Source organism: Microbulbifer sp. JSM ZJ756 (assembly GCF_044383805.1).
Lineage (GTDB): Bacteria > Pseudomonadota > Gammaproteobacteria > Pseudomonadales > Cellvibrionaceae > Microbulbifer > Microbulbifer zhoushanensis.
In genome coordinates this window covers 57,441-82,336 of record NZ_JBISER010000009.1, presented here as the reverse complement: position 1 = coordinate 82,336, position 24,896 = coordinate 57,441, and the positions used below count along the sequence as shown (strand labels likewise).

The window sequence follows — 24,896 nt, the reverse complement described above, 5'->3', positions numbered from 1 at the left end:
TTGCAGGGACTTGCTGTAAGCATAGACCCTGCGTTCCTGTTGTTATCCACCTATGGGCAGTGGCCGGGCAACTTTTGCCGGAATTTGCGGTACCCTGGTCTTTCTCCAGGAGATTTCTATCCGGGCAGTAGCGCCTGTAGGTAAAAACTGGAAAACAACAAAAATCATAACGGGCCGGTGCAACCGGTAGGGGAGGGAGCTCGCGATGGCATTGACGCGGCAGCACTTTATTATCTTCGGGCCAGTGCTGGCGGTAATTTTCTACGGTGTGCTCAAGTTGCTGGGCATGTCCTACCTGCCTGCGGTCACCGCTGCCATCACCCTGCTCACGGTTATCTGGTGGGTGACCGAGGCGCTGCCGATTCCCGCCACCTCCCTGGCCCCGTTTGTGCTCCTGCCGCTGTTCGGGGTGGCCGATCACAAACTGGTGGCGTCCTCCCTCGGCAGCCATGTGATCCTGCTGTTGATGGGTGCCTTTATCCTGTCCAAGGCGCTGGAAAAAAGCGGTGCGCACGAGCGCCTGGCCCTGTATATGCTGCAACTGGTGGGGGTGTCCAGCGGACGCCGGCTGGTACTGGGATTTATGCTGGCGGCGGGGCTGCTCAGTATGTGGATATCCAATACCGCCACCACGTTGATGATGCTGCCCATCGCCCTGGCGGTCCTGTCGCGGGCGGATAACCGCAAGCTCACCGTGGCACTGGTGCTGGGGGTCGCCTACGCGGCCAGCCTGGGCGGAGTGGGCAGCCCCATCGGGACACCGCCCAATGTGATTTTTATGGGTATCTACGAGGAAGTCACCGGCAGTGGCTTCAGTTTCCTGGAATGGATGTCCATCGGCCTGCCGGTGGTACTGGTCACCCTGCCACTGATGGCCCTGTGGCTGACCCGCAGCGTGCGACTGGATAAACCCATCGAGCCGCCACAGGTGGGCGAGTGGCGCCCGGAAGAGGTGCGGACGCTGGCGGTATTTGGCCTGGCCATCCTGGCCTGGGTGACCCGCAGCGAACCCTTTGGTGGCTGGAGCGGGCTCCTCGGTGTGGAGGGTGCCGGTGACAGCACGGTGGCGCTGGCCGCGGTGGTCGTGATGTTCATGGTGCCCAACGGCAAGGGCGGGCGCCTGCTGGACTGGCCCACTGCGGAGACTATCCCGTGGGGGATGTTGCTGCTCTTTGCCGGCGGCATCGCCATCGCCAAGGGTTTTACGGCCTCTGGTCTCAGCGAGATGATGGGCAATGGCCTGTCATTCCTGACGACACTGCCACTCTGGCTGATGCTGGTGCTGCTGTGCCTGTCGGTGACTTTCCTTACCGAGATTACCAGCAACACCGCGACAGCCACCCTGTTGATGCCGATACTGGCGGTGGCGGCTGAGACCGCCGGTTTCGATCCGATGGTACTGATGATTCCCGCCGCCATGTGCGCCAGTTGTGCGTTTATGCTGCCGGTGGCCACAGCGCCCAATGCCATTGCTTATGGTACGGGTGTACTGCGGATGCAGGACATGGTCCGTGAAGGGGCGGTACTCAGTGTGCTGGCGTCCCTGATTATCGCGGGTATGAGCTGGCTGTTATTGCCGGGTCGATAGTGTCTGCTGTTATCGGGTGACGGTGTATAGAGGGACCTGTGCGGGGCCCGCACTGTAATGGCCCGTAAGCCGCTCGCAGTTTGTTGCAAAAGATTCTGGTATAGGATATCCAGATGAGCGGTATAACGATAATCACGCATCCGGAGCCACCATGAAAACCAGAGTCGCCCTCCTGATCACCCTCGCCAGCCTGGCCACTGTAACCGGGTGTGGTAAACCGCCGTCCGGGAATTCCCAGTCCGGGGAGTCCCCGGCCTCGGCCAGCGCGCTGTCCCCTGAAGCCGTTCCTCCCGTGGCCAGGAAAGAACCCCACAGGATGTCGATCCACGGCCATGAACGTGTCGACGATTATTACTGGATGCGCGATGACGCGCGGCAGGATCCCGAGGTCATCGCCCACCTGGAGGCGGAAAACAAATACACCGAGAGCGTGATGGCGCATACCGAGGCGCTGCAGAAGGTGCTCTACGATGAAATGACCGGGCGGCTCGAGCAGGACAAGTCCACGGTACCGGTCAAGGTTCGCGGATACTGGTACTACAGTCGCTACCAGCCGGGCCAGGAATACCCCGTCCATGCCCGCCGCAAGGGTGACCTGGATGCGCCGGAAGAAATCATGCTGGACGTCAATGCCATGGCGGACGGCAAGTCGTATTTCAATGTGGGGGAGACCGCGGTTTCCCCGGACAATCGCCTGCTGGCCTATGCCGAGGACAGTGTCGGCCGGCGTATTTATACCCTCCGCTTCAAGGACCTGGAGACCGGCAAGCTGCTGGACGATCGCCTGGAGAATGCAGAGGCCATGGTGGCATGGGCCAACGATAACCAGACCGTTTTCTATATCAACAAAGACCCCCAGACCCTGCTCGGCTATCAGGTGATGCGCCACAAACTGGGTACGCCACAAAGCGCAGACCAGCTGGTGTACGAAGAAAAAGACAAGTCGTTTTATACCGCGATTTCAAACTCCCGCGACGGTGAGCTGATTTATATCCACCACTACTCCACGCTGGTGAAGGGCGTGTCCGTGCTGGATGCAGACCAGCCGGAGGGAGAGTTTCAACCACTGCACCCCTTGGAAGACAAGCACGAGTACTATGCGAAGAAGCTCGGTGACGAGTTCTATATCAAGACCAACTGGGAAGCAGAGAACTTCCGCCTGATGAAGGTTGCCGTGGCAGATGCGGGCGACAAGTCCCGCTGGCAGGAGGTCATTCCCCACCGCGATGATGTTTTCCTCGCGGACTTCACCACCTTCACGGACAGGCTGGCGGTGATTGAACGCCAGGACGGCCAGAAAGCCCTGCGCATCCTCGGCCTCGAGAGCGATGATGATCTCGAAGTGGGTTTCAATGATCCTGTCTACCAGCTGTCTCTCGGCAATAACCCCGATCCGCAAGCCGGCTCGGTGCGTGTTGCCTACTCCAGCCTGACCACGCCGGATACGATATACGATGCCGACCTGGTCTCCGGCGACCTGCAGTTGATGAAGCAGGACCAGGTGCCCGGTGACTTCGATTCGGCGCGCTACCAGAGCGAGGGCATTACCATCGCCGCCCGTGATGGCGAGGAGATCCCGGTTTCCCTCGTCTACCGCAAGGACCGGTTCAACAAAGACGGTACCAACCCGCTCCTGCAATACGGCTACGGTTCCTACGGTTATACGATTGACCCGGCGTTCCGCGCTGACGTTATTTCGCTGCTGGACCGGGGTTTTGTCTTTGCCATTGCCCATGTCCGCGGCAGCCAGAAGCTGGGCCGGGCCTGGTATGAAGACGGCAAGATGTTCAACAAGATCAACACCTTTACCGACTTTATCGATGTAACAAAGGGGCTGACGAAGAAAAAATACGCCGCGCCTGACAAAGTCTTTGCCGCGGGCGGCAGTGCCGGCGGATTACTGATGGGAGCCGTCGTCAATATGGCGCCGGAACTCTACCGCGGGATCACTGCCCAGGTGCCATTTGTGGATGTGGTCACCACCATGCTCGATGAGTCGATCCCGCTGACGGTTAACGAGTATGACGAGTGGGGCAACCCCAATAACAAGGACAGCTACGAGTACATGCTTTCTTACTCCCCGTACGACCAGGTCAGGGCCCAGGACTACCCCAATATGCTGGTGACCACCGGCCTGCACGATTCACAGGTGCAGTACTTTGAACCCATGAAGTGGGTTGCCAGGCTCCGGGACCTGAAGACCGATGACAACCGGCTGGTATTCCATGTAAACATGGACGCCGGCCATGGCGGTGCATCCGGCCGCTACCGGCGCTACGAGGAGAGGGCGCTGCAATACGCCTTCTACCTCGACCTGCTCGGCAAGACACCGATGGCCGGCAGCGGCGAATAAGCTGCGGCGGCAAACAATTCCTGCCTGTTGTCCCGGCGCCGGGGTTCACTTTCCGGCGCCGGGAGCATCCCCGGTCCAGGCGGCGACGACTAGGATTAGCGGGTAATCGTTACCTGTGCCCAGCCCGGATTACCATTCCCATGGACCTTTTGCGTCGTGTTGGCCGCAATCAGCGGGGAAGAGATTTTGTTGTCGGCGACCTCCACGGCCACCTGCAGCAACTGAAGCTTCAGCTCGAGAACATCGGGTTCGATGGCAACTGTGACCGGCTCTTCTTCGTCGGCGACCTGGTCGACCGTGGCCCGGACAGCGAGCAGCTGCTGGCTATGGTGGACCAGCGCACCTATATCAGCATTGCCGGCAACCACGAGGCGATGATGCTGGCCGGCTTTGCCGACCCGGCCGAGTCTGCCCTGCACCAACTGAATGGTGGCGACTGGTTCTACAGTCTCCCCGGCGATCGGCAGCAGCGTTGCGTGGAAAAAGTGCAGCAGTGGCCCTGGGCGATCGAGATAGACACCGGGGACGGGCGCATCGGCCTGGTTCACGCCAACCTGCCCGACGGAGACTGGAGAAGAATGGCGCGGTCCCTCGCCGCCATTGACGCTGCCTGGCAGGCCGGAAAATCCCCGGCCCGGGAACCGCTGGCGGGAGTGGCGCGGGGGATACTCTGGGAGCGGACCCTGGTGGAGCAGTTCTACGGAGATTTCCTCGCCAGCGAGACCACCGCGCGGGAAATCGCCGCGTTCAAGGATCGTGAGATGCAACGTGCGGGTGATGCAGGGGCCGGGCAGTGTGCGGAATGGGTTGCCGGGGGCTCAAGCGACCGCCTGGCGCCATTCCGGGTGTCCGGAATCGACGCCGTCTATATGGGCCACAGTTTCGTGCCGGTGCCGATCCAGGTCGGCGACTGCCACTTCCTGGATACCTACCGGGGGGAACCGGGCCAGGCGCTGGGTATTGTGTGTATCAGTGCACCCTGAAGCCGGCCGGCTCAGGCGCCGATCAATCCCTGGCCGCATACGCGAATGGTATTCCCGGTGATCCCGTAGGCACCCGGTGACGACAGGAAGCACACCAGCTCCGCCACGTCCCGCGGTTGTCCCCCCTGCTTGAGGGAGTTGAGGCGACGGCCCGCCTCGCGGGTGAAAAAGGGCATCCTGTCGGTCATGGCGGTCTCGATAAAGCCGGGCGCCACGGCATTGGCACAGATACCGCGCCCTGCCAGTTCCCGCCCCAGTGCGCCGACGTAGCCGATTAACGCAGCCTTGGTGGTGGCATAGTTGGTCTGCCCGAAATTTCCCGCCACCCCGCTCATGGAGGACAGGTACACCTGCCGGCCGCCGTCACGGACCAGCTGCGCCTCATGCAGTGCCCGGTCGACGGCAATGATAGCCTCCAGGTTCACGGCCATGACCTGTTGCCAGTATTTCTCGGGCATCTTGCCCAGGGTCTTGTCACGGGTGATACCGGCGTTATGCACCAGGATATCCAGGCCGCCAAACTCCTGCTGGATAAATGTTGCCAGTTCTCCCGGTGCGTTTTCCGCTGTGATATCAAGAACCAGCGGCGTCGCCCCGATCTCTTTACAGGCTTGCTCCAGCTCCGCAGATGCGCCCGGGATATCCACGCATACCACGGTGGCGCCCTCCTGGCGCAGGCGCTGCGCTGTTGCCAGCCCGATGCCGCGAGCGGCGCCGGTTACCAGCGCCACTTTGTTTTCCAGCACCTGTTCGGCGGGCAGGGTTTCCGGTGCCTGTACTGAGCCCCGGATGGTGATGGCCTGCCCGGACACATAGGCGGTCTGGGGACCGCAGAAAAAGCGCAGGGGCATGTCGAGCCGGTCGCCGGCATCCCGGCCGGTATAGGCCAGGTTCACGGTGATGCCCCTGGCGCCAAGCTCCTTGCCCAGGGAGCGGCTAAAGCCTTCCAGCCCCCGGGCCACCCCGGTGGCCACCGGGCTTTCTGTTTCCTCCGGCAGGGGGGCCAGCAGGAAGACGCGACCATTGCGGGCGACCCGGCGGACCAGGGGGTGCAGCTGTCCGTGCAGGGATGAGTAATCCGTGGGCGAGTCGATACCGGAGGCATCCACCACGAGAATATCAATCCGTTGGTCCCCGGCCAGGTCATCCGGTGCACAGCGATTCGCTCCCCCGCGCTCCAGGATCCCGGCCAGCGGCTGTTCCAGCGGGCCGTAGCCCAGTGTCACCAGGATGGCGGTTTTGCCGGCAAACGGGCGGGCGGCATAGGGACCGTCCGTGCGTGCCAGCGTGACGGGATTGGGCAGGCCGAGCGATCGCACCAGCCAACCGGACAGGGGGTTGCTGTGCAGCTGTTTCAGCAGGTCGGGCATGGTATAGCTTTCTTGAATGTTATTTTTCCAGGATGGCGGTCACCGCCTGGCCGCCGGCGGCACAGACAGAGATCAGGCCGCGGCCGGAACCTTTCTGGTCGAGCATTTTGGCCAGGGAGGCGACAATGCGTCCTCCAGTAGCCGCGAACGGATGGCCGGTAGCAATGGAGCTGCCGTTGACGTTGAGGCGGCTGCGGTCGATGCTGCCCAGCGCCTCCGGCAGGCCCAGTTTATCGCGGCAGAACTCGCTCGATTCCAGCGCTGCCAGGGTGCAGAGCACCACCGCGGCAAAAGCCTCGTGAATTTCATAGAAATCAAAATCCTGCAGCGACAGGCCACGCTGCTGCAGCATATGGGGAATGGCATAGGCGCCGCCCATCAGCAGTCCCTCACCGCCCTTGACGTAATCCACTGCGGCGGCCTGGCCGGCGGTGATATAGGCCAGTACCGGCAGGCCACGTGCCGCTGCCCATTCCTCACTGGCCAGTAGCACCGCCGATGCACCGTCGGTGAATGGCGTGGCATTGCCGGCGGTAATGGTGCCATTGTCCCGGTCGAAGGCCGGCTTGAGCTTGGCCATTTTCTCCATGGTCGAATCGGGGCGCAGGTTGTTGTCCCGCTCGAGGCCGTGGTAGGGCATCACCAGGTCGTCGAAGAAACCCTCGTCATAGGCCCGGGCCAGGTTCTTGTGGCTGGCCAGGGCCAGCTCGTCCTGTGCCTCACGGGTAATCCCCCACTGGGTGGCGGTAACCTGGGCATGCTGCCCCATGCTCATGCCGGTGCGCGGCTCGGCACCGGTGGGGACTTCCGGCAACAGCTGGCGCGGGTCGAGCAACCCGGCGGCGGCCTTCAGGCGATCAACGGTGGTGCGGGCATTATTGATCTTCAGCAGGGTACGGCGCATGCCGGGATGGGCGCCCATGGGGATATCGGAGGTGGTATCGGTGCCACAGGCAATGGCGCAGTCGATCTGGCCCAGGGCAATCTTGTTGGCCACCAGGATCGTGGCCTCCAGGCTGGTGCCGCAGGCCTGCTGGATATCGTATGCAGGCGTGTGGGGATCCAGCCCGCAACCGAGCACCGATTCCCGCACCAGGTTCCAGTCCTTGGCATGTTTCTGTACGGCGCCCCCAGCCACTTCATCGAGCTTCTCGCCAGCGAGGGAGTATTTGTCGACCAGTCCACGGAGAGTATCTGTCAGCATGACCTGGTTGCTGAGCCCGTCATAAGCCGTATGGGAGCGGGCAAACGGGATACGATTGGCGCCGACGATGGCGACCCGGCGGGGACTGCCGATAAGCATGGGATTCTCCCGGATAGGTTGTCAGAAAGTGGTTGGTTACCGAAAAGAAGGCTAGTTGGTGGTAAGGTTACGTTACAACTCCCGTATTGGGGAGGTTAATGTGAGACAGCAGTTATATTCCCTGCACCGGTCCGCTGAGTGGTCCAGGGCAGAACGGCCCCCGCCGGCATAATGCCAGTGCCCGCGGGTTGTCACGGGGCCATTCGGGCAGTCCGGTTCCGTAGCCGGAATGGAAGATGCCCTGGAAGCAATGACTGCCCACTGCCGGCAATCCAGTACCGTAAGAATGTCGTGTCCGGCCTCCTTTATTAGCGTATTGGTTCGCAATATTTGAACAAGTGCCTGCCATTGGTGCACTGAAACCTCAGTGCAAGACAAAATATTTAGAGCAACTTTGTGCACTAAAGCTTTCCTCAAAATGCGCAATCGGGCGTGATTTGACCGAATTATTTCCTGTTCGAAGATAAGGTCGAATTAAAGACAGCTTGGACTGTCCTGTCTGGCGCCGTAAGTCGCCTTGACGACTCTCCAGGTGACTGCAAGGATTCAGGGACCGCCAGCAGTTGGCTGCTCCAGCCAGTATTTGGACCGGTGAATCGCGTCCTGTGGTTTTCCGGACAAGCCGTACGCCCGTGAAGCCCCCAGGCGCAACTTTCTATAGCGGTTTGGAATTCTGGAGAGAATAATGAAAAAGCATTTTCTTGCGGTACTGCTAGCCGCGGGCCTGCCTGTTACGGCCTCGGCAGATCACTCCTGGGCTGACTACCACTGGGCGAGGACAACCAGCTCCTTTGACCTGCAGGTAATCAACAGCACCACCACAGACTGGGACCCCTATGTCACCCAGGCCATTGCCGACTGGTCCAAGTCGACCAAGCTCAACATGATCGAGGACCCCAGTGGTGACACCTCATCCCGGACCCGCCGCAAATGCAGCGCCCCGGACGGTATGGTGCGCATCTGTAACCTGGACTATGGCAACAACGGCTGGCTGGGGATCGCCGGTATTTCCCTGGATGCCCAGGGGCATATCGTGACCGGCTATACCAAGTTGAATGATACCTACTTCACCCAGTCTTATTACAATAACTTCAGCTGGAAGCAGAGTGTCACCTGCCAGGAGCTGGGGCACGATGTGGGACTGGGCCACCAGGACGAGGACTTTAATAACGAATCGCTGTTCTCCTGCATGGATTACCAGGACCCGCCCTACGAGTACCCGGATAACCACGATATGGCGCAACTGGACACCATCTACGGGCATGTCGACAGCTATGATTCCTTCGCCAGTGATGGCTCCGGCGGCGGCGGTGGTGGTGGTGACTGCAACTCCCCGCCCGGAAAAGGCTGCAACAAGTCGGATATCGGCTGGGAAAACAGCAACGCCGGCTGGGGTATGTCCCTCGGTCGCCGCGGCCAGCACGAAACCTTTATCCGCATCGACCCGCAGGGTATGCGCCATATCACCCACGTGACCTGGGCAAAAGGCCACTGAACCGGTTGAGCCCTTGATAGAGAACCCGGTTCGGCCGCTGGCCGGCCCGCAAACCGAAAGACCCGCCACCTGGCGGGTCTTTTTCATAGCCTGCACGCTTCCTTGACCCAAACCCGGCCATAGCCCGATGAATAAAACTCCCGCACGGGTTATATTCCCGGAAAACCTGTTGTGAACGGAGGATAGATGGATAAGGAATTCTGGCACCGGAAATGGGAAGAGCGAGAAATCGGCTTCCATGCGCCAAAACCCAATGAGCTGCTGGTGCGCTATTTCGCTGAAGTGGCACCTGCCGGTCGGGTTTTCCTGCCGCTTTGTGGCAAGACGCTGGATATTCACTGGTTACTGGCTCAGGGTTACAGCGTTGCCGGTGCCGAGCTGAATGAAAATGCCGTACGGGAATTGTTTGAAGAGCTGGGTGTTGAACCGATGGTGTCCGGCACTGGCAACCTGCTTTGTTACAGTGCCGGGCAAGCCGGGGAGCGCGGCAGGATTGATATTTTTGTGGGGGATATCTTCGAGCTGTCTCCGGAGCAGCTCGGCCCGGTGGATGCGGTCTACGACCGTGCGGCCCTGGTGGCGCTGCCCGAGTCTATGCGGAATGAATATGCCACCCATATTCTGGCGCTTGCGCCCGGGGCTCCGCAGTTACTGATCACCTTCGAGTACGACCAGCAGCTGATGGCCGGACCACCTTTTTCCATCGGCCCCGGTGAAGTGGAGCGACTTTACAGCCCGAGCCATAACCTCAACCTGGCCGAGCGTCGGCTATTGCCCGGCGGTCTGAAAAGTACCCGGGCGGTGGACGAGCTGGCCTGGATTCTTGACCCCCGATAGCCCCCTTCCATCGAGTGCTTCCATGTCCGCAGGAAAACCGGGCGGACCTGGAAGTACCGACCTTTCTTAACACTGTTTAACCCCGCTTAGCCCTCCATTACACCGGTCGCCGGTACCATGCTCACGTCGATGCAAGCCAGACGACAACAGCGCTCACCAACAGTGAGCAACCCTTTGCAGAAGTGAGGTGCTAACCATGAATTACAGGCAGTGGAAAAACGCGATCACCGGAATTGGCCTGGCTGCAGTGATTGCCGTGCCCACCCTCGGTATGGCCGGGGACTTTGGCCACAGGCACGGGGACAAGTCACACAAGATGCAACAGCGCATCGAACGTCTCGCCGAAAAGCTGGAGCTGACTGAAGGCCAGAAAGCGCAGCTGGTCGAAAATCATGACGCCGTCAGTGACGAACGGCGTGAGCTGATGCGCGAGGCCCATAGCCTGCGGAAGGAATTACGCAACGCACTGGCAGATGAGGCCGGCCGGGCTACCCTGGATGCCCTGGCGATGAAAATAGGCCAGCTCAAGATTCGCCGGATGGAGTTGCACCAGAATAGCCGCCAGCAGTTCCTGGCGGTCCTGACCGACGAGCAGAAAGCCGAACTGCGTGAACTCCGGGAAGAGCGACAGGAACGCCGCGCCGAGCGCCGTGAGCGGAAAGGGGCGTAAGGGGATGGAGGAAAGCGCAAGGGGATAGTGCCAGGCAAAGTAGGGCAGTTGACCCTCTGCCGGGCGGGATATCAGTTCCGCCCGGTTTCCCGGTTTTCCTTTCGCCACTGGCGGGGCGACATCCCTGTCCATTGCTTGAAGTTACGGCTGAATACGGCCACGTCTGCATAGCCCAGGTTGAGGGCGAGATCGGTAATGGACTGGCGGCCAAAGCGCAGGTTCAGCTCGGCAATTTCCATACGTGTCTCCTGCAATAGCTCGCGAAATGTCACTCCCTGGGCCTGCAGCTTTTTCTGCAACACCCGCGGATGCAGATCCAGGGTGGCGGCAACCCGGGTGACATCACACTCGCCGCTGGCCAGCAGGTTACTGACGATATGGCGCACCTGGGCCTGCAGGTTATCGGGGTAGAGGGATTCAAGCTGCCTGATACGCTCGCGGAAATGCTCGCGAATCAATGCTTCATCCGGGCACGGCTTACGGGACAGCCAGCTGGCGGGGAAACTGATGCCACAAAAATGGCTGTTGAAAACCAGTCGATCTGCATATCTCTCTGACTGCCACAGGTCTCCTTCCGGCCTGGATTGCAGGAGGTGGATTTTCAGTGATGTGCCAGCACCCTGCACCATTTGCCATACCGTATTGAACGCCTGCCCGGCACTCAGCTGCATCAGCTGTCGCAATCCACTCGAATTACTGAAGTCAAAGGCCAGGTGTAATTCCAGCTGTTCGCCATTGATATGCTGGCTGACGCTGACACCATGGGCGTGCAGCACAATGTGGTGTTCGGCGTAGGACAGGGAATCCTGCAGGGTCTCCTGCTGCGAGGCGGACAGGGCCATCTCTCCCAGCGCCAGCATGGTTTGTCGGGCAGCCAGGCGCAGCCCGAACAGGGGCTCATTACAGGCGTCAGCGGACAGGTCCAGCAAGTCGGCAAGGCGGGGATAGGCGATATAGCTGTTCGGCTGGCGGACCTGGGCAATGGTCAGGCCCACCTGACCAAGTAACTCATTCGGGTTCTGCCCCATTTCACTGACCAGCTGCTCGTACCTTTCAATAGCGCCACTGCGAATCAGGAACATCCACGACCTCGATCCAGTCAATTCCGGGTGTTCGCAAAATATCAAGCTTTGTTCGTAAATAGTCAAGTTGAGCGGATGTCACTGCCCCTAGACTGACCCTGTTATTAAAGGGGCGTTACAGCTCCCAGTGATGAGAGAGACAAGGCGATGAGTGAAGCAAAGACCCCGGTACTGGAAATGCTGGCTGCCATGCAGTCAGGCGGTGTGGTATCCCGTGATGACGCCCGCGAGGCGGTGCTGTTGCAGGAGACCGACCTACCCTGGGTAACCCTGCCCGATGGCTCACTGCTGCAGGTGCTGCATATCGACCTGAACCAGAACCTGTGGGTAATCCGCAGCCGCTTCAAACCCGGTTTCTGTGTCGATACCCACTACCATACGGGGCCCGTGTTTGCCTTTACCAAATCCGGCGAATGGTTCTATAAGGAATATCCGCAAAAAATTAACAATGCGGGCTCCTACCTGTTCGAGCCGGCCCACTCTGTGCACACCCTCACGGTGGCCGACGATGCAACTGAAGACGCAGACGTCTGGTTTGCCATCTTTGGCAGCAACGTCAATATCGATGACGATGGCAATGTCACCAGTGTGCTCGATGCCAAGACTGTCATGAATCTTTACCGCGCCCTGTGTGAAGCGGAGGGCAAGCGCTGCGACCAGATGATCGTCGTGGGCGAATAAGCAGGGCCGGTTGTGAGTGAGTTGAATTCCGCCTTCGTTACCGGGGCCGGTGGGTTTATCGGTCGCCACCTGGTGCAGGCCCTGCTGGCTGAAAAGGTCTCTGTGGTTGCACTGATGATGCCGGGCGAGCCGGTCCCGGCGGACTGGGGTGACCGGGTACGTATTGTCACCGGTGATGTGCGAGCCCTGGCCGGGTTGAAATGGCAGATCGGCAGGGTTGACGCCATCTTTCACCTGGCGGCGGTAGTCAGTGACTGGGGCACGCGCCATGCGCATGTGGATATCACGGTCGGGGGTACCCGCCAGGCTATCGACCTGGCGCTGGCGTGGGATGCGCACTTTATCGTGACCACCAGCGTCTGTGCCTACGCCAGCGCCCTGGCCAGAGGCCCTCTCGACGAAGACAGTCCACTCGGCGAGGCCACGTCCCATTATGAGTACTGCAAGCAGGAGCAGGAGCGCGTTACCCGTGAGGCGGTGCAACGACTGGGGCTCAGGGCAACGGTCATACGTCCCGCCAATGTCTTTGGTGTCGGCAGTGGGCCCTGGGTAAACCTGATGGTGGACATGCTGCGCAATCACCAGGCCTGCCTGCTTGGCAGCGGTGACTGGGATGCGGGGCTGGTGCATGTAAGGAACCTGGTGGCAATGCTGCTTGTGGCAGCCCGTTCGGAATCTACCCGGGGCGACATTTTTGTGGCCGCGGATGGATATGGAATTACCTGGAAGCAGTATCTCGGCGACCTGGCCCGACTCGCCGGTGCGCCAGCGCCGGCCTCAGTTCCCAACTGGCTGGCAAGGGCACTGGCACCGGTGCTGGAATGGTTCGGTCACCTGCGTGGGCAGAAAGAGCGCCCGCTGGTCACCCGTCAGTCCTACCGGCTGATGGGAGGCCCCAATGAGTTTTCCGTGGATAAGGCAAGGCGCCAGCTGGGTTACCAGCCGGTGGTGACTTACCAGCAGGCAATGTCGGAACTGGCGGACCACCTCGGTAGCGGCGTGCCGGGGACTGCAGTGCCGGGCTGACCTGGCTGCTTGTGCGGCCGAGAATCCATGCCCCCGGTACAGCACGTCATAATTTTCTGAGGTACAGAGCGATGAGTAACTGGAAACACGGCGCGCCCAGGGTGGCATTTATCTCTGGCGGCGGCAGTGGAATTGGCCTTCGCCTCGCCGGAGCCCTGCTGCAGGAAGGGGCCAGGGTGGCGATCTTCGACCTGCACGTTGATGAGTCCGTGCTGGCTGACCTGCGCGGCAAGCAGGCGCATGCCGGTGGCTGGGTGGAAAGCTACACCGTGGATATTACCGATCCCGTGGCAGTTACCACCAGTATGGACCTGGCCACGGCCGAAGTCGGTGTACCGGACTTTGCCATCAATTGTGCCGGGATCCTGCGCACCGCGGAGTTTTCCGAGCTGGCCTTCGAGACCTTTGAGCAGAGCATCCGAGTCAACCTGATCGGCAGTCGCAACTTCGCGGCCGGTGCCTTGCGGCATATGCAGCCCGGTGGCCACCTGGCACTGGTCGCTTCCCTGGCGGGAATCTGCGGCAGCTATACCCACGCTGCCTACTCCGCCTCCAAGTTTGGGGTGGTGGGCCTGGCCGAGGTACTGCGCACCGAGCTCACCCCGAAGGGCATTGATGTCTCTGTGGTCTGCCCGGGGGAAATCCACACACCCATGCTGGAAGAAGAACGCCGCACAGGACGCCTGGTGACTGAGCTCATCAACGAGTTTGCTGGTGTCATGCCGGTGGACAGGGCAGTCGACGGAATACTCGCGGGCCTGCGCAAGCGGCAATACATGATTACCCCGGGATTCCGTGCCCGCTTGACCCGGGCCATCGCCCGCAAGGCGCCCGGCCTGTTCCACCGCATCATCGATGGCAAGGTCCGGCAGGGACTGGCGCGGGAGCAGCGCCAGGCTGCGGGCAGCAAAGCGAAGAGTTAATAGCAATGGGCGCTGGCGCCTGGACAATGCCTGCCAGTCAATCCCTGGCAGGCCTGATCACAAAGCCGGAGAGCGATAAAATGAAAAAGTCCGGACTCAATATGCAGTTCAATAACCTCGCCGAATTTATCGAGCATGGCCTGGATAAATTCGCCCACCTGCCCGCCTTCAATTGCCTGGGGCAGACGCTGACATTCGCCGAGGTGGAGGAGAAGTCCCGCCACCTGGCGCAGTGGTTGCAGCACGAGGCTGGCCTGGAGCGCGGCGACCGGATTGCCATCCAGTTGCCCAATATCAGCCAGTACCCGATTGCCGCCTATGCCGCGCTACGGGCCGGCCTGGTAATCGTCAACACCAACCCGCTGTACACACCGCGGGAGATGCAGCACCAGTTCTCCGATTCCGGTGCCCGCGCGCTGGTTATCCTCGCCGACTTCCTGGAAAAGTTTGAGGCCATCAAGGCCGATACCGATATCGAGCGGGTTCTGGTTACCGGCGCGGCCGACTTGCTGGGCAATCCCGTCGATGCACCGGGCGGTTACCATGGCCTGGTCGACGCCATTGGGCGCGGTGGCGAATTACCGTCGATCGAAAAATCCACGGCGGTACGCGAGGATATCGCCGTGCTGCAGTACACCGGTGGCACTACCGGTGTCGCCAAGGGGGCCAGCCTGACCCACGCCAACCTGCTCGCCAACGCGGCACAGATGCTGGAGCGTATTTCGCAGCGCGGTAACGAGGGCGAGGAAATTTTTGTGTGCCCGTTGCCGCTTTACCATATCTATGCGTTTACCGTGAACGTGCTGGCCCTGTTCAGTATGGGCACCATGAACGTGCTGATTCCCAATCCCCGCGACCTGGATGGACTGGTTCGGGCCATCAAGCCGTTCCGGTTTACCGGCATGGCGGGCATCAACACCCTGTTTACCGGCCTGTGCCGTCACCAGGAATTCAAGGCGCTGGATTTCAGCAGCCTGAAGATGACCTTCTCCGGCGGTACCGCACTCACAACATCCGCTGCGGAATTGTGGCAGTCGGTCACCGGCTGCACGGTAACCGAGGGCTGGGGACTTTCAGAGACCTCGCCGGTCATCACCCTGAATGAATTCGATCGCGAGGAAATCGGTACCGTGGGTACGCCGCTGGCCGAAACCGAGGTGCAGGTGTGGGATGAGCAGGGCCGCCAGGTGGCCCCGGGTGAGAGTGGCGAGCTGGTGGTTCGTGGTCCCCAGGTGATGGCCGGCTACTGGCAACGCCCGGAGGCGACGGCAGAAGTGCTGCGCGATGGTTTCTTCCGTACCGGCGACGTTGGCCTGGTACAGGACAATGGCAACGTTCGTATCGTCGACCGCCTCAAGGATATGATCATCGTGTCCGGCTTTAATGTTTACCCGAACGAGGTGGAGGACGTGCTCTGCCGCCACCCGCAAATCATCGAGGCGGCAGTGGTGGGCTCCCCCAGTGAGCAGACCGGCGAGGCCGTCAACGCCCATCTCGTGGTGGAAGGGGAGCTGGACCAGGCGGCGATCGTCGATTTCTGCCGTGAGCAGTTGACCGCCTACAAGGTACCGAAGCACATCCATTTTCACAGCGAGCTGCCCAAATCCACCGTGGGCAAGATCCTGCGCCGGGAGCTGCGAAGCACCCCGGCCTGATGATTCCGGCCTGCCCGGGGGCGCGATCCCCCGGGTGACAGATAGCCTGGATTAGCGGCGATAGTCCAGCGGCGGCTCGCGGTCGCCCAGCAGCGGCGTATATTCGAAGTCATTGCCGCGCTTGCGTTCAAACTCCTCGGTGGCCTGTTCCACCAGCGCGGGTTCCCGCAGCATCTGGATGCCGGCCAGGGCCAGGGTTTCCGCGGCCAGCATCATGCCCTTGTGGCCGATACTGGTGCCCCCGGCCGCTACTGCCTGCCAGGTGTGGGCGGAAGTGCCCGGTACCCAGGTGGCTGTGCCGAAGCCGCCGGTGGGGACATTCCAGCTGACGTCACCCACATCGGTGGAGCCGGGCATGGGGGCCTCGGAAGGATTGTATTCGGCAATCTTTTCCTGGTCGCCGAGCATGCGCCCCGGCTTGCTGGCCAGGCCGTCCAGGCTGCGGGCAAACTTCTCTTCCGCTTTTGTATATTCGATCCCACCGAACTGGCGCATGCTGGCATCCAGCAGGCGGTTGATGGTCTGGTTGGGCAGCAGGCTGTGGTTGCCGTGGATGATCTCCCATTCCACGCTAGTACCGGTGCCCTGCGCCGCGGCCCGGGCAATTTCCTCAACCCGTTTCCAGACCGGTTCCAGTTCTGCCGCAGTGTTATCGCGCACGTAATAGAAGACCTCCGCGTTGGCCGGTACCACATTGGGGGCCAGGCCGCCGTCGGTAATCACATAGTGGATGCGGGTGCTGTCCGGTACATGCTCGCGCAGCATGTTCACCATGTAGTTCATCGCCTCCACACCATCGAGGGCCGAGCGGCCCCGTTCCGGGGCGCCGGCGGCATGGCTGGCGATCCCCTTGAAGCGAAATTTCGCGGAGCGGTTGGCGAGGCTGGACGTGGGCAGGGCGGCATTCTGGTCACCGGGGTGCCATTGCAGGACCACATCGGTGCCCTCGAAGGCCCCGGCGCGCACCATATAGACCTTGCCGGAACCGCCTTCCTCGGCGGGGGTGCCGTAGAGGCGGATTTCACCGGGGGTGCCCGTTTCCTTCAGCCAGCGGCTCAGCATGATGGCCGCGGCGGTGGAGCCGGCACCGAACAGGTGGTGACCACAGGCGTGGCCGGCGGCCTGGCCCTCGATCGGGCTGTGTTCCGGGACCGCTTCCTGCGCCACCCCGGGCAGGGCATCCATTTCTGCCAGCAGGCCGATCACCGGCCCGCCGCGACCCTGCCGGTAACTGGCGACAAAAGCCGTGGGGATATCGGCGATACCGGTCTCTACCGAGAAACCGGCCTCCTTCAGGTGGTCCTGGATTGCCCCGCTACTGCGGGTCTCCTGGTAACCCATTTCCGCCCAGTTCCACAGGTCATCGGCCAGGCCGGTGGCCTGGGGGGCAATACGCTTTGACTGGGCTTCGACCCAGTTTGCGTCACTACTGAGGGACTGTTCGTCATAGGCATGGGCCGTTGAAATGGCGCAGGCCAGGGTGAGCGCCGAGGCGGTGGCGAATGTGGCAATAGCGGATGTGGTGCGTCGGATCATGGAGTTTCCCCTTCTTATCATTTTCCCGGCGTTGGTGGTGGTCGCGCCGATCTGTCATTCATTGTGCCGAAACTATAGCCGGCTTGCACTTGGCCGGGTGAGTGTAGCGGGGGCGGGCGCCCCCTGTTATAAACGTGCATCGGTAAGGCTGGCATAGCGAGGAGAGTGGAAGTGCGGGATTTCCGGGATATAGAGGCGGGCGTGATCGAGCGTTTTGGTGGTGAAGCGGAACTGGATAAAGAGCTCACCAGGCCAAGGTCAGCGCGGGCGCTGAAAAAGATCCCGGACAGCGAATGGCTCTCCGCGGCATCGCGGGCCGTGTTCCAGGCCGGCTTCAACTGGACCGTGGTGCGCAACAAGTGGCCGCGCATCGAGGAGATTTTCCACGGCTTCGACCTGCACCACTGCAGCTTTATGCCCGACGACGAGCTGGAGAGTGTCATGAAACAGGATGGCATGATCCGTCACTGGGCCAAGACCAGGGCCATCCGCGACAACGCTACCTTCTTTCTCGAGCTCTCCCGTGCCCACAATGGCCTGGGCAATTACTTTGCCGGCTGGCAGGCGGCAGATTACGGTGACAACCTGCGCTACCTGCAGAAGGGAGGCTCCCGCCTGGGTGGTCGTACGGGGCAGATTTTCCTGCGCCGCATGGGGGTGGATACGCTGATCTTCTCCCCCGACATGGTGCAGGCGCTGGTGCGTGAAGGGGTGGTGCAGAAGACGCCCTCGTCGAAAAAGGACTGGGCTGCGCTGCAGAAGGCTGTTGCCGGGTGGCAGGGCCAGACCGGGCGCAGCCTGAATGAAATCAGCCAGATCCTGGCCTATTCGGTGGGCTGATCGCTGTCGCGGATCGTATTCCCGGTGAGGTAGAGCCGGGCCTGGCCCGGTCCACGGCAGTGGCCGATCAAATAAACGCCAGCAGGCGAATTTAACCCAAGGGGGCAGGGCATGTGTGACGAGCAGACGAACAGGGATGTGGACGAGTACATAGATAGCCACGGAGACAGTCGCGGCATCAGCCGGCGGGATTTCGGCAGGATCGGACTTGGCGCGGCGCTGGCAGCGATGTTGCCGGTGTCCGCGCGGGCCATGCAGGTGGTGGAATCGAATGTGACGGTCACGACGCCCGATGGCAAAGCCGATTGTTATTTCGTGCACCCTGCCAGTGGCCGATACCCGGCGGTGATCATGTGGCCCGATATCTTTGGCATACGCCCGGCCTTCCGCGAGATGGGCAAGCGACTGGCAGAGTCCGGCTATACGGTCCTGGTGGTCAATCCCTACTACCGGACCATGCAGGGCCAGCTGGTGCCGGACGGTACCCGGTTGATTGATGCGGAGCTGCGCAAGGCAGTCTGGCCGGAGGCGCGGAAACAGGCCGGCACCCTGTCCCCGGAAACCTGCGTGACTGATGGCCGTGCATTTATGCAGTTCCTGGACCGTCAGGCCGCGGTGGATACCGGGAAAAAGGCGGGCACCATGGGTTACTGCATGACGGGCTCCTATACCTTCCGCCTGGCTGCCGATATGCCGGAACGAATCGGGGCCGGAGCCTCCTTCCACGGCGGCCGGCTGGTAACCGATAAAGAGGACAGTCCCCACCGACTGGTGCCGGAAATCCAGGCCGGTTTCCTGGTGGCCATTGCCGAGAACGACGATGAACGGCAGCCGGAAGCCAAGGCCGTGCTGCGTGAGGCGTTTGACGACGCCGGTGTCCAGGCCGAGGTTGAAGTTTATGAGGGCGCCATGCACGGCTGGTGCCCGCCGGGCTCCATGGCCCATAACCCGAAACAGGCAGAGCGTGCCTGGGAAAAGATGCTGGCATTGTTCGAGCATCACCTTACCTGACGTTCACCTGTCGGCGGGCAAACCGGAACCCAGTACTGCCGGGGCAGGGGTGCCTGCCCGCTTCTCTACTCCCCAGGGGGAAATCTGCGCTGGAAACTCTCCGCTGTATTCGGTCACTGAGTCCCTAAAAAGGAAACGCTGCCAATATTTTCCCAAAGGCCCGTTCCGGTCGGCATTGGAATAGATTGCCGGGCCGGCGATTGGCACACTAGGGAAAACTGCCAGTCAGCAGAGACTCAAGACCAGTGATGAGGGGGTACCATGAGCGAGCTCTATGGCCAGCCGGGTGTTTTTGTGGACGAAATCCCGGTGCCGTTTCAGCAGGTGCACGCGGTGGAGACCGCAGTGCCCGTATTCATTGGCTACACAGAAAGAATTTTCCACTTCGGCCAGTCACTGCTCAACCGCGTCGTGGAAATCCGCTCGCTGGCCGAGTTCGCAATGATTTTCGGACAGCCACCGGCCATCGGGAATTTCGAAATCCACCTGGACGCCGATGGCAACCCGATCGACGGCATTGCCGATCCCAATAAGGACACGCTGGCGCGGTTCCGGCTGGCCTATGCCCTGAAGCATTACTTCCTGAACGGCGGTGGCCGTTGCTATGTTGTCAGCGCGGGGAGCTTTGACGGCGCTGGTGTCATGTCGGAAGTGGCCGCCGATCACCTTGGGGCCCTCTCCGCACTGGCCCGGACAGAAGGGCCCACGCTGATGGTGATGCCGGACCTCAGCGGCATCCGCCCGGCGGTGCCGGGCGATTTGTCATTGATTCGCTCGATACAGGCCCGCTATTACGATGTGCTGCGCGTCGCACTCGACCAGTGTGCAGAAACCGGTGATCGCTTCCTGATTGCCGACCCCTGGGACGGGGGCGGCCCGGTGGAGGATTGCCTCTCCGCCTTCCGTGACGGCATCAGCTCACCCAGTCTCGAATACGGTGCCGCTTACTTTCCCTCTATCCATACCACGTTGCCATGGCGCTGGGATGAACAGTCGATCCTGGTAATGCAGGATATGGGGCGGCGAGCCGGCAGAGCCCACACACTTGCCGACCTGAAAGGTCGCGGCAGAAATGCCAGGCCGGAGCTTTACCGGAAAGTTCGTGCCGCCCTCGATCGGCACTCGGTAACCCTGCCGCCATCAGCGGCCATGGCCGGAATCTATTGCGCCGTGGATCGCAGTCGCGGGGTCTGGGAGACCCCGGCCAATATTGCGCTGGCGGGAGTCAGGTCCCTGGCCGTGGAGGTTGACTCACGGATGGGCCAGGGGATGACCGTGCACAGCAGTGGTACGGCCATCAATCCATTGCGTTATTTCACGGATAAAGGTAACCGCGTCTGGGGTGCGCGCACGCTGGCGGGAGATAGTAATGAATGGCGCTATATCAATGTAAGGCGCTACTGCAATATGGTGCGGGTAGCTGTGCGGAGGTTTCTCCGGGGCCTGGGGGAGATTACAGACAGTCGGTATGCACGACATATGGTTGAGTCTGCAATAGGGGAGTTCCTTACGGCGCAGTGGCGCGCCGGTGCCCTGCAGGGCACCAAGCCGGAAGACGCTTTTTTTAGCCGGTGTTATATCTCGGAGACCGCCGAGGATGGTGGGCGGATAGAGCCGGCCCTGAAAGTGTCCATCGGCCTGGCCACAATAAGGCCAGCGGAATTCATCATTATCAATCTGTGAGGCTCCCGGGTGACCGCTATTGACGATTTACACGCCCCGGCTTTGTTGCTAATTTTTTAACTGATTTACTCCCGGGTATTTCTTTTCGGCAGGCAGTGAGGGGATGTTGCCCTCCTGTGTCGGGGAGGTCCGGGATGAGAAAGGGATCGCGTTGGCTGCGATGTACCCTGCGACCAGCTGCGAACCTGTACCCTGCGATCCTAATAATAAATAGGGGACCCCCACCATGAAGCCTGTAACTTTCAAGCGGGCCCGGCTGCCGCTGGCCATTGCACTGGTGACACCACTCGCCGGCTTTTCACTCTCCATCTCTGCTGCCGAAAGCGCGCTGGAGGAAATCACCGTAACCGCACAGAAGCGCGAGCAGAACAGCCTCGACGTGCCGATTACCGTCGATACCTTCTCCTCGGATGATATCGTCGATACCGGCGCGCTGACGCTCAACGAAATGGATGCGTACATCCCCGGTTTCGATGCCGGTGATGGCCTGACCCAGGCCTCGCTGTCGATACGGGGTATTTCCAGCCCCAATATCAGTGCCGGTGGTGATCCCTCGGTATCGACTTTTTATGACGATGCCTACCTGCCCTCCGCCGCGACGACCATTGCGTTTTCCGATATGGCGCGGGTGGAGGTCCTGAAAGGCCCGCAGGGCACGCTGTTCGGGCGCAACTCGGCGGCCGGTACCCTGAGCCTGGTGCCGCGCCAGCCCTCGGAGGATTTCGAGGCCTTTGTTTCCACCAAGATCGGCAACTACGGCCTGGTCCGCAACGAGGGCATGGTGAATGCCCCGGTTACCGACAGCCTGTACGTGCGGGCGAACCTGCTGACGAACCAGCGCGACGGATATATCGAGAATGCCAGCGGCCGCGACTCCGGTGAGCAGGATGTGGTGACTGGCCGTATTTCCGCACTGTGGGATGTGAGCGAGGCGACCGACCTGCAGCTCTCCTACGACTGGGACCAGGTGGATAACTCCCCCCGCGCGGCCGTGGGCTTCAGCGATTTTGCCCTGAATACCGAGCCGTATTCCCGCAGGGTTGCCAACGACCTGATTCGCGGCGAGGAAACCCGCGATATGTACGCAATCAATGCCAAGCTGTTCCACGATTTCTCCGACACCCTGAGCGTCAAGGCGGTGCACAGCTATCGCGCCTTCGAAACCACCAACCGGGAAGAGGAAGACGGTACCGCCGAGCCCACCGTATACCTGGATACGAACAATCGCTTCGACAACGATATCAGCTATTCCGAGGTACAGTTCAACTACAACACCGACACCCTCAACGCCGTGTTCGGTGCCAACTATTCCTCCGAATCCATTCGCCAGGACACCACCGTCACGGCGCTGGCAGACTCCGCCATCCGCGTCACCACCACGGCCCTGGTAAACGACCCCACATTGCAGGGCATGATTGAGGCCGGCACCATTGCCGCAGCCAATGCGCAAACCGCACCGGCAGTGCAGGCGGGCCTGATCAGCCAGGCGGAAGCCGACGCGATAGCCAGTGCCGCAGCCGCAGATTCACTGGCTGCGCTGGCATCGATCGATCACCTGTGGGCGCCGGGGGACTGGGCCACATTCACCACCTTGCTGGGGCAGGGAGTGCTGCCACAGGACGGTGTCTATTACGATGCCGTCGCCCAGGCTCTCGGCACCAGTATGCTGTTCGGGCCGGAGTACGCCGGCATGACCTGGCAGGAGTCGGTAATCAATGAAGGTGAGTTTGTTAACTATGGTTTCTACGCCGATGCGGAATATGCCTTTACCGATCGCTTCCGCCTGTCGGCAGGCCTGCGCTACAGCCACGACAACAAGGAGTTCAGCTGGCTGGTGCCCGGGGTGGATTTCTCCCGCCCGACGGTTCCCGGTACCGCGCCAATTGAACCGCTGATCTTCCGCACTGACGACGGTTATGTTGTGGGTGACGGGCAGCTGGAAGCAGAGGACAACTGGAGTAAGGTTACCGGTCGCCTGGTGGGCCAGTACGATATCACCGACCAGGCCATGGTGTTCCTGTCCTATGCCACCGGCTATAAATCCGGGGGCTTTGACAGCCTCGACCAGTCCTCGGCGGCAAACCCGATCAAGCCCGAGGAAGTGGAGAATATCGAACTGGGCCTGAAGGGGGACCTGTTCGACAATCGCGCCAGGGTGCAGCTCAGCTACTTCGATATGACTGTGGATAATCGCCAGCGCAGCGTCGAGACCCTGCCTCCCGGCCAGACCAACGCCCTGCCGCGGGTAATCAACGGTGACCAGAGAATCGACGGTATCGAGGTGACGTTTGACTGGTTGCCCGTGGACACTGTGCGCCTGGGCCTGGTGACCACCCTGCGGGATACCGAGTCCGAGTGGGAAAGCTTTTACAATGCCCGCGGCGAGTTGCAGTCCGATCGCGAGAACGATTCTGCCGATACCGCCTATACCCTCACGTTCAACTGGTCACCTGAGGTGAGCTTTGGCTCGGTGGACCTGTACGCGGACTATATCTATGCCGAGAACAGTGCGGAAAGTGATCCCGCTGCTATCTCATCGGTAATGATCGCCGGCGTGGACACGCCTATCCCGGGTTTCGGTGAGGATACCCGGCTGCTCAACACCCGCCTGTCGTGGATGAGTGATAGCGAGCAGTATGAAGTTGCCCTTTGGGGCCGCAACCTGCTGGAAAACGAGGTGACTGGCAGTGTGGGTGGCCGTACGCTGGATGTTTTCGGCACTGGCTTCCTGGGTATCTCAGCACCGCGTACCTACGGCCTGGACCTGCGCTATAACTTCTGATGTATCCCGGGCACGGCGCCGGTGGCGCCGTGCCCGATTCCCCCCGAGTGATTCAGTGTTGGGTGGATGCCGAACTTGCTCTTTCTGCCGCGCGGCGGGCAGTTTCGATCTCGTCACTGAATAGCTGTCGCAGGCCGAACCGATAGGTCGCCGGGCTATCGGCAGCATGCGTGCCACCCTCGATGGTATTGAAGTGAATTTCCCAGGGCGCGTCCCCTTTTTCCTTCCAGTAGTCGTACCACTGGCGTGCACGTTCCCCCCTGGCCTGGAAGCGGTCGGCTGAGCCACTGGAGATTGCCAACACCAGGTCATCCCGGGTTGAAGGCGCCGGAGTGGCAAAGAATTGCTCCATGTCTGGCAGGAAACTCGGGTTGCCGGCAATGCGGCCCCAGAACAGGTCGGGGTGATTGAAGGCAGAGTAAAGCACCATAAAGCCGCCGCGACTCTGGCCGTAGAGAATACGGCGCTGGGGATCCGCCCGGTAGCGACTCTCCACTGCCGGTAATAACTCCCGTTCCAGGAACTGGTGGAACAGTGCCACACCACCGCTTCTCTCCCGATCTTTCGCCGGAGTGGAAAAATCGATGTCTCGCATGTTGATGGCGGGATCAAACGCGCCATAGGCAATGCCCACCACAATGGCTTCGGGAATTTTGTCGTCGTAGTGCAGGAACAGGTGGTTGGCGGCGAGGATGGGGAACATGGAGTCACCGTCCAGCAGGTAAATAACCGGGTACTGTTGCTCCGGGTTGTCCCGGTATCCCCCGGGGTAGCGCACATAGATATGGTAGGGGCGGCCCACGGTATTCGAGTCAAGGCGGAAATAATCCCCCTTGAGTGCCGGGAGGAAATCCAGGGGAACCTGCTGGTCTTGCTTGCCGGCTGGCCCGGATAAATGGTGGTTGTCGCAGGCAGACAGGCCTGTGGTGAGAATTAACGTGAGCAGTGTGGCCAGTAGTCGGTTGGTCAATGCCTGTTCCCCCTGGTTATTAATGGTCCCCATTACGGAAAATATTTAAGTGTCAAAAAAGGCGCTACAGCGGATCGCCGGTCCATTATTGTATTGGTATGTGATTGA

General features: G+C 60.9%; 19 protein-coding genes. 14 read left to right on the top strand and 5 right to left on the bottom strand.

Annotated features, from left to right (window positions below; all coding sequences use genetic code 11):
- Positions 1 to 205: 205 nt before the first annotated feature.
- The 3 genes from ACH6CX_RS14630 (at position 206) to ACH6CX_RS14620 (ending at position 4,924) form a co-directional block, all read left to right on the top strand.
- Positions 206 to 1,588, top strand: coding sequence for a DASS family sodium-coupled anion symporter (locus tag ACH6CX_RS14630; RefSeq protein ID WP_237063304.1), 1,383 nt, complete (start codon positions 206 to 208; stop codon positions 1,586 to 1,588).
- A 151-nt stretch (positions 1,589 to 1,739) separates the two neighbouring features.
- The gene (locus tag ACH6CX_RS14625; protein ID WP_396675687.1) at positions 1,740 to 3,941 is read left to right on the top strand and encodes a S9 family peptidase; all 2,202 of its coding nucleotides are present in this window, start codon (positions 1,740 to 1,742) and stop codon (positions 3,939 to 3,941) included.
- Positions 3,942 to 4,081: 140 nt separating this feature from the next.
- Positions 4,082 to 4,924 carry a metallophosphoesterase gene (locus tag ACH6CX_RS14620; protein ID WP_237063300.1) on the top strand — a complete coding sequence of 281 codons (843 nt, stop codon included), beginning with the start codon at positions 4,082 to 4,084 and terminating at the stop codon, positions 4,922 to 4,924.
- Between the two features lie 11 nt (positions 4,925 to 4,935).
- Here the strand turns inward: ACH6CX_RS14620 and ACH6CX_RS14615 are convergent, their stop codons facing one another.
- Together ACH6CX_RS14615 and ACH6CX_RS14610 are read right to left on the bottom strand one after the other, a co-directional pair.
- Complete coding sequence (locus ACH6CX_RS14615; protein WP_396675685.1) at positions 4,936 to 6,294, bottom strand: 3-oxoacyl-ACP reductase; 1,359 nt, start codon at positions 6,292 to 6,294, stop codon at positions 4,936 to 4,938.
- Positions 6,295 to 6,313: 19 nt separating this feature from the next.
- Positions 6,314 to 7,597, bottom strand: coding sequence for an acetyl-CoA C-acetyltransferase (locus tag ACH6CX_RS14610; protein WP_232941376.1), 1,284 nt, complete (start codon positions 7,595 to 7,597; stop codon positions 6,314 to 6,316).
- Positions 7,598 to 8,282: 685 nt separating this feature from the next.
- Here ACH6CX_RS14610 and ACH6CX_RS14605 point away from each other — a divergent pair.
- From ACH6CX_RS14605 to ACH6CX_RS14595, 3 genes are all read left to right on the top strand, one after another.
- Positions 8,283 to 9,092: a hypothetical protein gene (locus ACH6CX_RS14605; protein WP_232941377.1), complete on the top strand. Its 810-nt coding sequence runs from the start codon at positions 8,283 to 8,285 to the stop codon at positions 9,090 to 9,092.
- A 186-nt stretch (positions 9,093 to 9,278) separates the two neighbouring features.
- Complete coding sequence (tmpT, locus tag ACH6CX_RS14600; protein WP_396675683.1) at positions 9,279 to 9,929, top strand: thiopurine S-methyltransferase; 651 nt, start codon at positions 9,279 to 9,281, stop codon at positions 9,927 to 9,929.
- A gap of 196 nt (positions 9,930 to 10,125) precedes the next feature.
- A complete protein-coding gene (locus tag ACH6CX_RS14595) occupies positions 10,126 to 10,599 on the top strand; it encodes a Spy/CpxP family protein refolding chaperone (RefSeq protein ID WP_232941379.1) in 474 nt (157 codons plus the stop codon).
- A gap of 71 nt (positions 10,600 to 10,670) precedes the next feature.
- On the opposite strand, the gene ACH6CX_RS14590 is transcribed toward ACH6CX_RS14595, so the two are convergent.
- Entirely contained in the window at positions 10,671 to 11,681 is a 1,011-nt protein-coding gene (locus ACH6CX_RS14590; RefSeq protein ID WP_232941380.1) for an AraC family transcriptional regulator, read from the bottom strand.
- 147 nt (positions 11,682 to 11,828) lie between these two features.
- On the opposite strand from ACH6CX_RS14590, the gene ACH6CX_RS14585 reads away from it, so the two are divergent.
- The 4 genes from ACH6CX_RS14585 to ACH6CX_RS14570 all read left to right on the top strand — a co-directional run bounded on the left by ACH6CX_RS14585 (position 11,829) and on the right by ACH6CX_RS14570 (position 15,966).
- Positions 11,829 to 12,362 carry a 2,4'-dihydroxyacetophenone dioxygenase family protein gene (locus ACH6CX_RS14585; RefSeq protein WP_237063286.1) on the top strand — a complete coding sequence of 178 codons (534 nt, stop codon included), beginning with the start codon at positions 11,829 to 11,831 and terminating at the stop codon, positions 12,360 to 12,362.
- Between the two features lie 12 nt (positions 12,363 to 12,374).
- On the top strand, positions 12,375 to 13,388 hold the full coding sequence (locus tag ACH6CX_RS14580; RefSeq protein WP_396675680.1) for an NAD-dependent epimerase/dehydratase family protein: 1,014 nt from the start codon (positions 12,375 to 12,377) through the stop codon (positions 13,386 to 13,388).
- Between the two features lie 71 nt (positions 13,389 to 13,459).
- The gene (locus tag ACH6CX_RS14575) at positions 13,460 to 14,311 is read left to right on the top strand and encodes an SDR family NAD(P)-dependent oxidoreductase (protein ID WP_396675678.1); all 852 of its coding nucleotides are present in this window, start codon (positions 13,460 to 13,462) and stop codon (positions 14,309 to 14,311) included.
- 80 nt (positions 14,312 to 14,391) lie between these two features.
- Positions 14,392 to 15,966 (top strand): AMP-binding protein, encoded by a 1,575-nt coding sequence (locus ACH6CX_RS14570; protein WP_237063280.1) that lies wholly within the window; start codon positions 14,392 to 14,394, stop codon positions 15,964 to 15,966.
- A 51-nt stretch (positions 15,967 to 16,017) separates the two neighbouring features.
- On the opposite strand, the gene ACH6CX_RS14565 is transcribed toward ACH6CX_RS14570, so the two are convergent.
- A complete protein-coding gene (locus ACH6CX_RS14565; protein ID WP_232941385.1) occupies positions 16,018 to 17,502 on the bottom strand; it encodes an amidohydrolase in 1,485 nt (494 codons plus the stop codon).
- Between the two features lie 171 nt (positions 17,503 to 17,673).
- Here ACH6CX_RS14565 and ACH6CX_RS14560 point away from each other — a divergent pair, with 171 nt between their 5' ends.
- From ACH6CX_RS14560 to ACH6CX_RS14545, 4 genes are all read left to right on the top strand, one after another.
- Entirely contained in the window at positions 17,674 to 18,342 is a 669-nt protein-coding gene (locus tag ACH6CX_RS14560) for a DNA-3-methyladenine glycosylase I (protein ID WP_232941386.1), read from the top strand.
- A gap of 111 nt (positions 18,343 to 18,453) precedes the next feature.
- Positions 18,454 to 19,353 carry a dienelactone hydrolase family protein gene (locus ACH6CX_RS14555; RefSeq protein ID WP_396675675.1) on the top strand — a complete coding sequence of 300 codons (900 nt, stop codon included), beginning with the start codon at positions 18,454 to 18,456 and terminating at the stop codon, positions 19,351 to 19,353.
- A 261-nt stretch (positions 19,354 to 19,614) separates the two neighbouring features.
- Positions 19,615 to 21,036, top strand: a complete 1,422-nt coding sequence (locus tag ACH6CX_RS14550) for a hypothetical protein (protein ID WP_396675673.1) — start codon at positions 19,615 to 19,617, stop codon at positions 21,034 to 21,036.
- A gap of 226 nt (positions 21,037 to 21,262) precedes the next feature.
- A complete protein-coding gene (locus ACH6CX_RS14545; RefSeq protein WP_232941389.1) occupies positions 21,263 to 23,818 on the top strand; it encodes a TonB-dependent receptor in 2,556 nt (851 codons plus the stop codon).
- A 52-nt stretch (positions 23,819 to 23,870) separates the two neighbouring features.
- On the opposite strand, the gene ACH6CX_RS14540 is transcribed toward ACH6CX_RS14545, so the two are convergent.
- Entirely contained in the window at positions 23,871 to 24,788 is a 918-nt protein-coding gene (locus ACH6CX_RS14540) for an alpha/beta hydrolase (RefSeq protein WP_237063270.1), read from the bottom strand.
- Positions 24,789 to 24,896 lie beyond the last annotated feature (108 nt).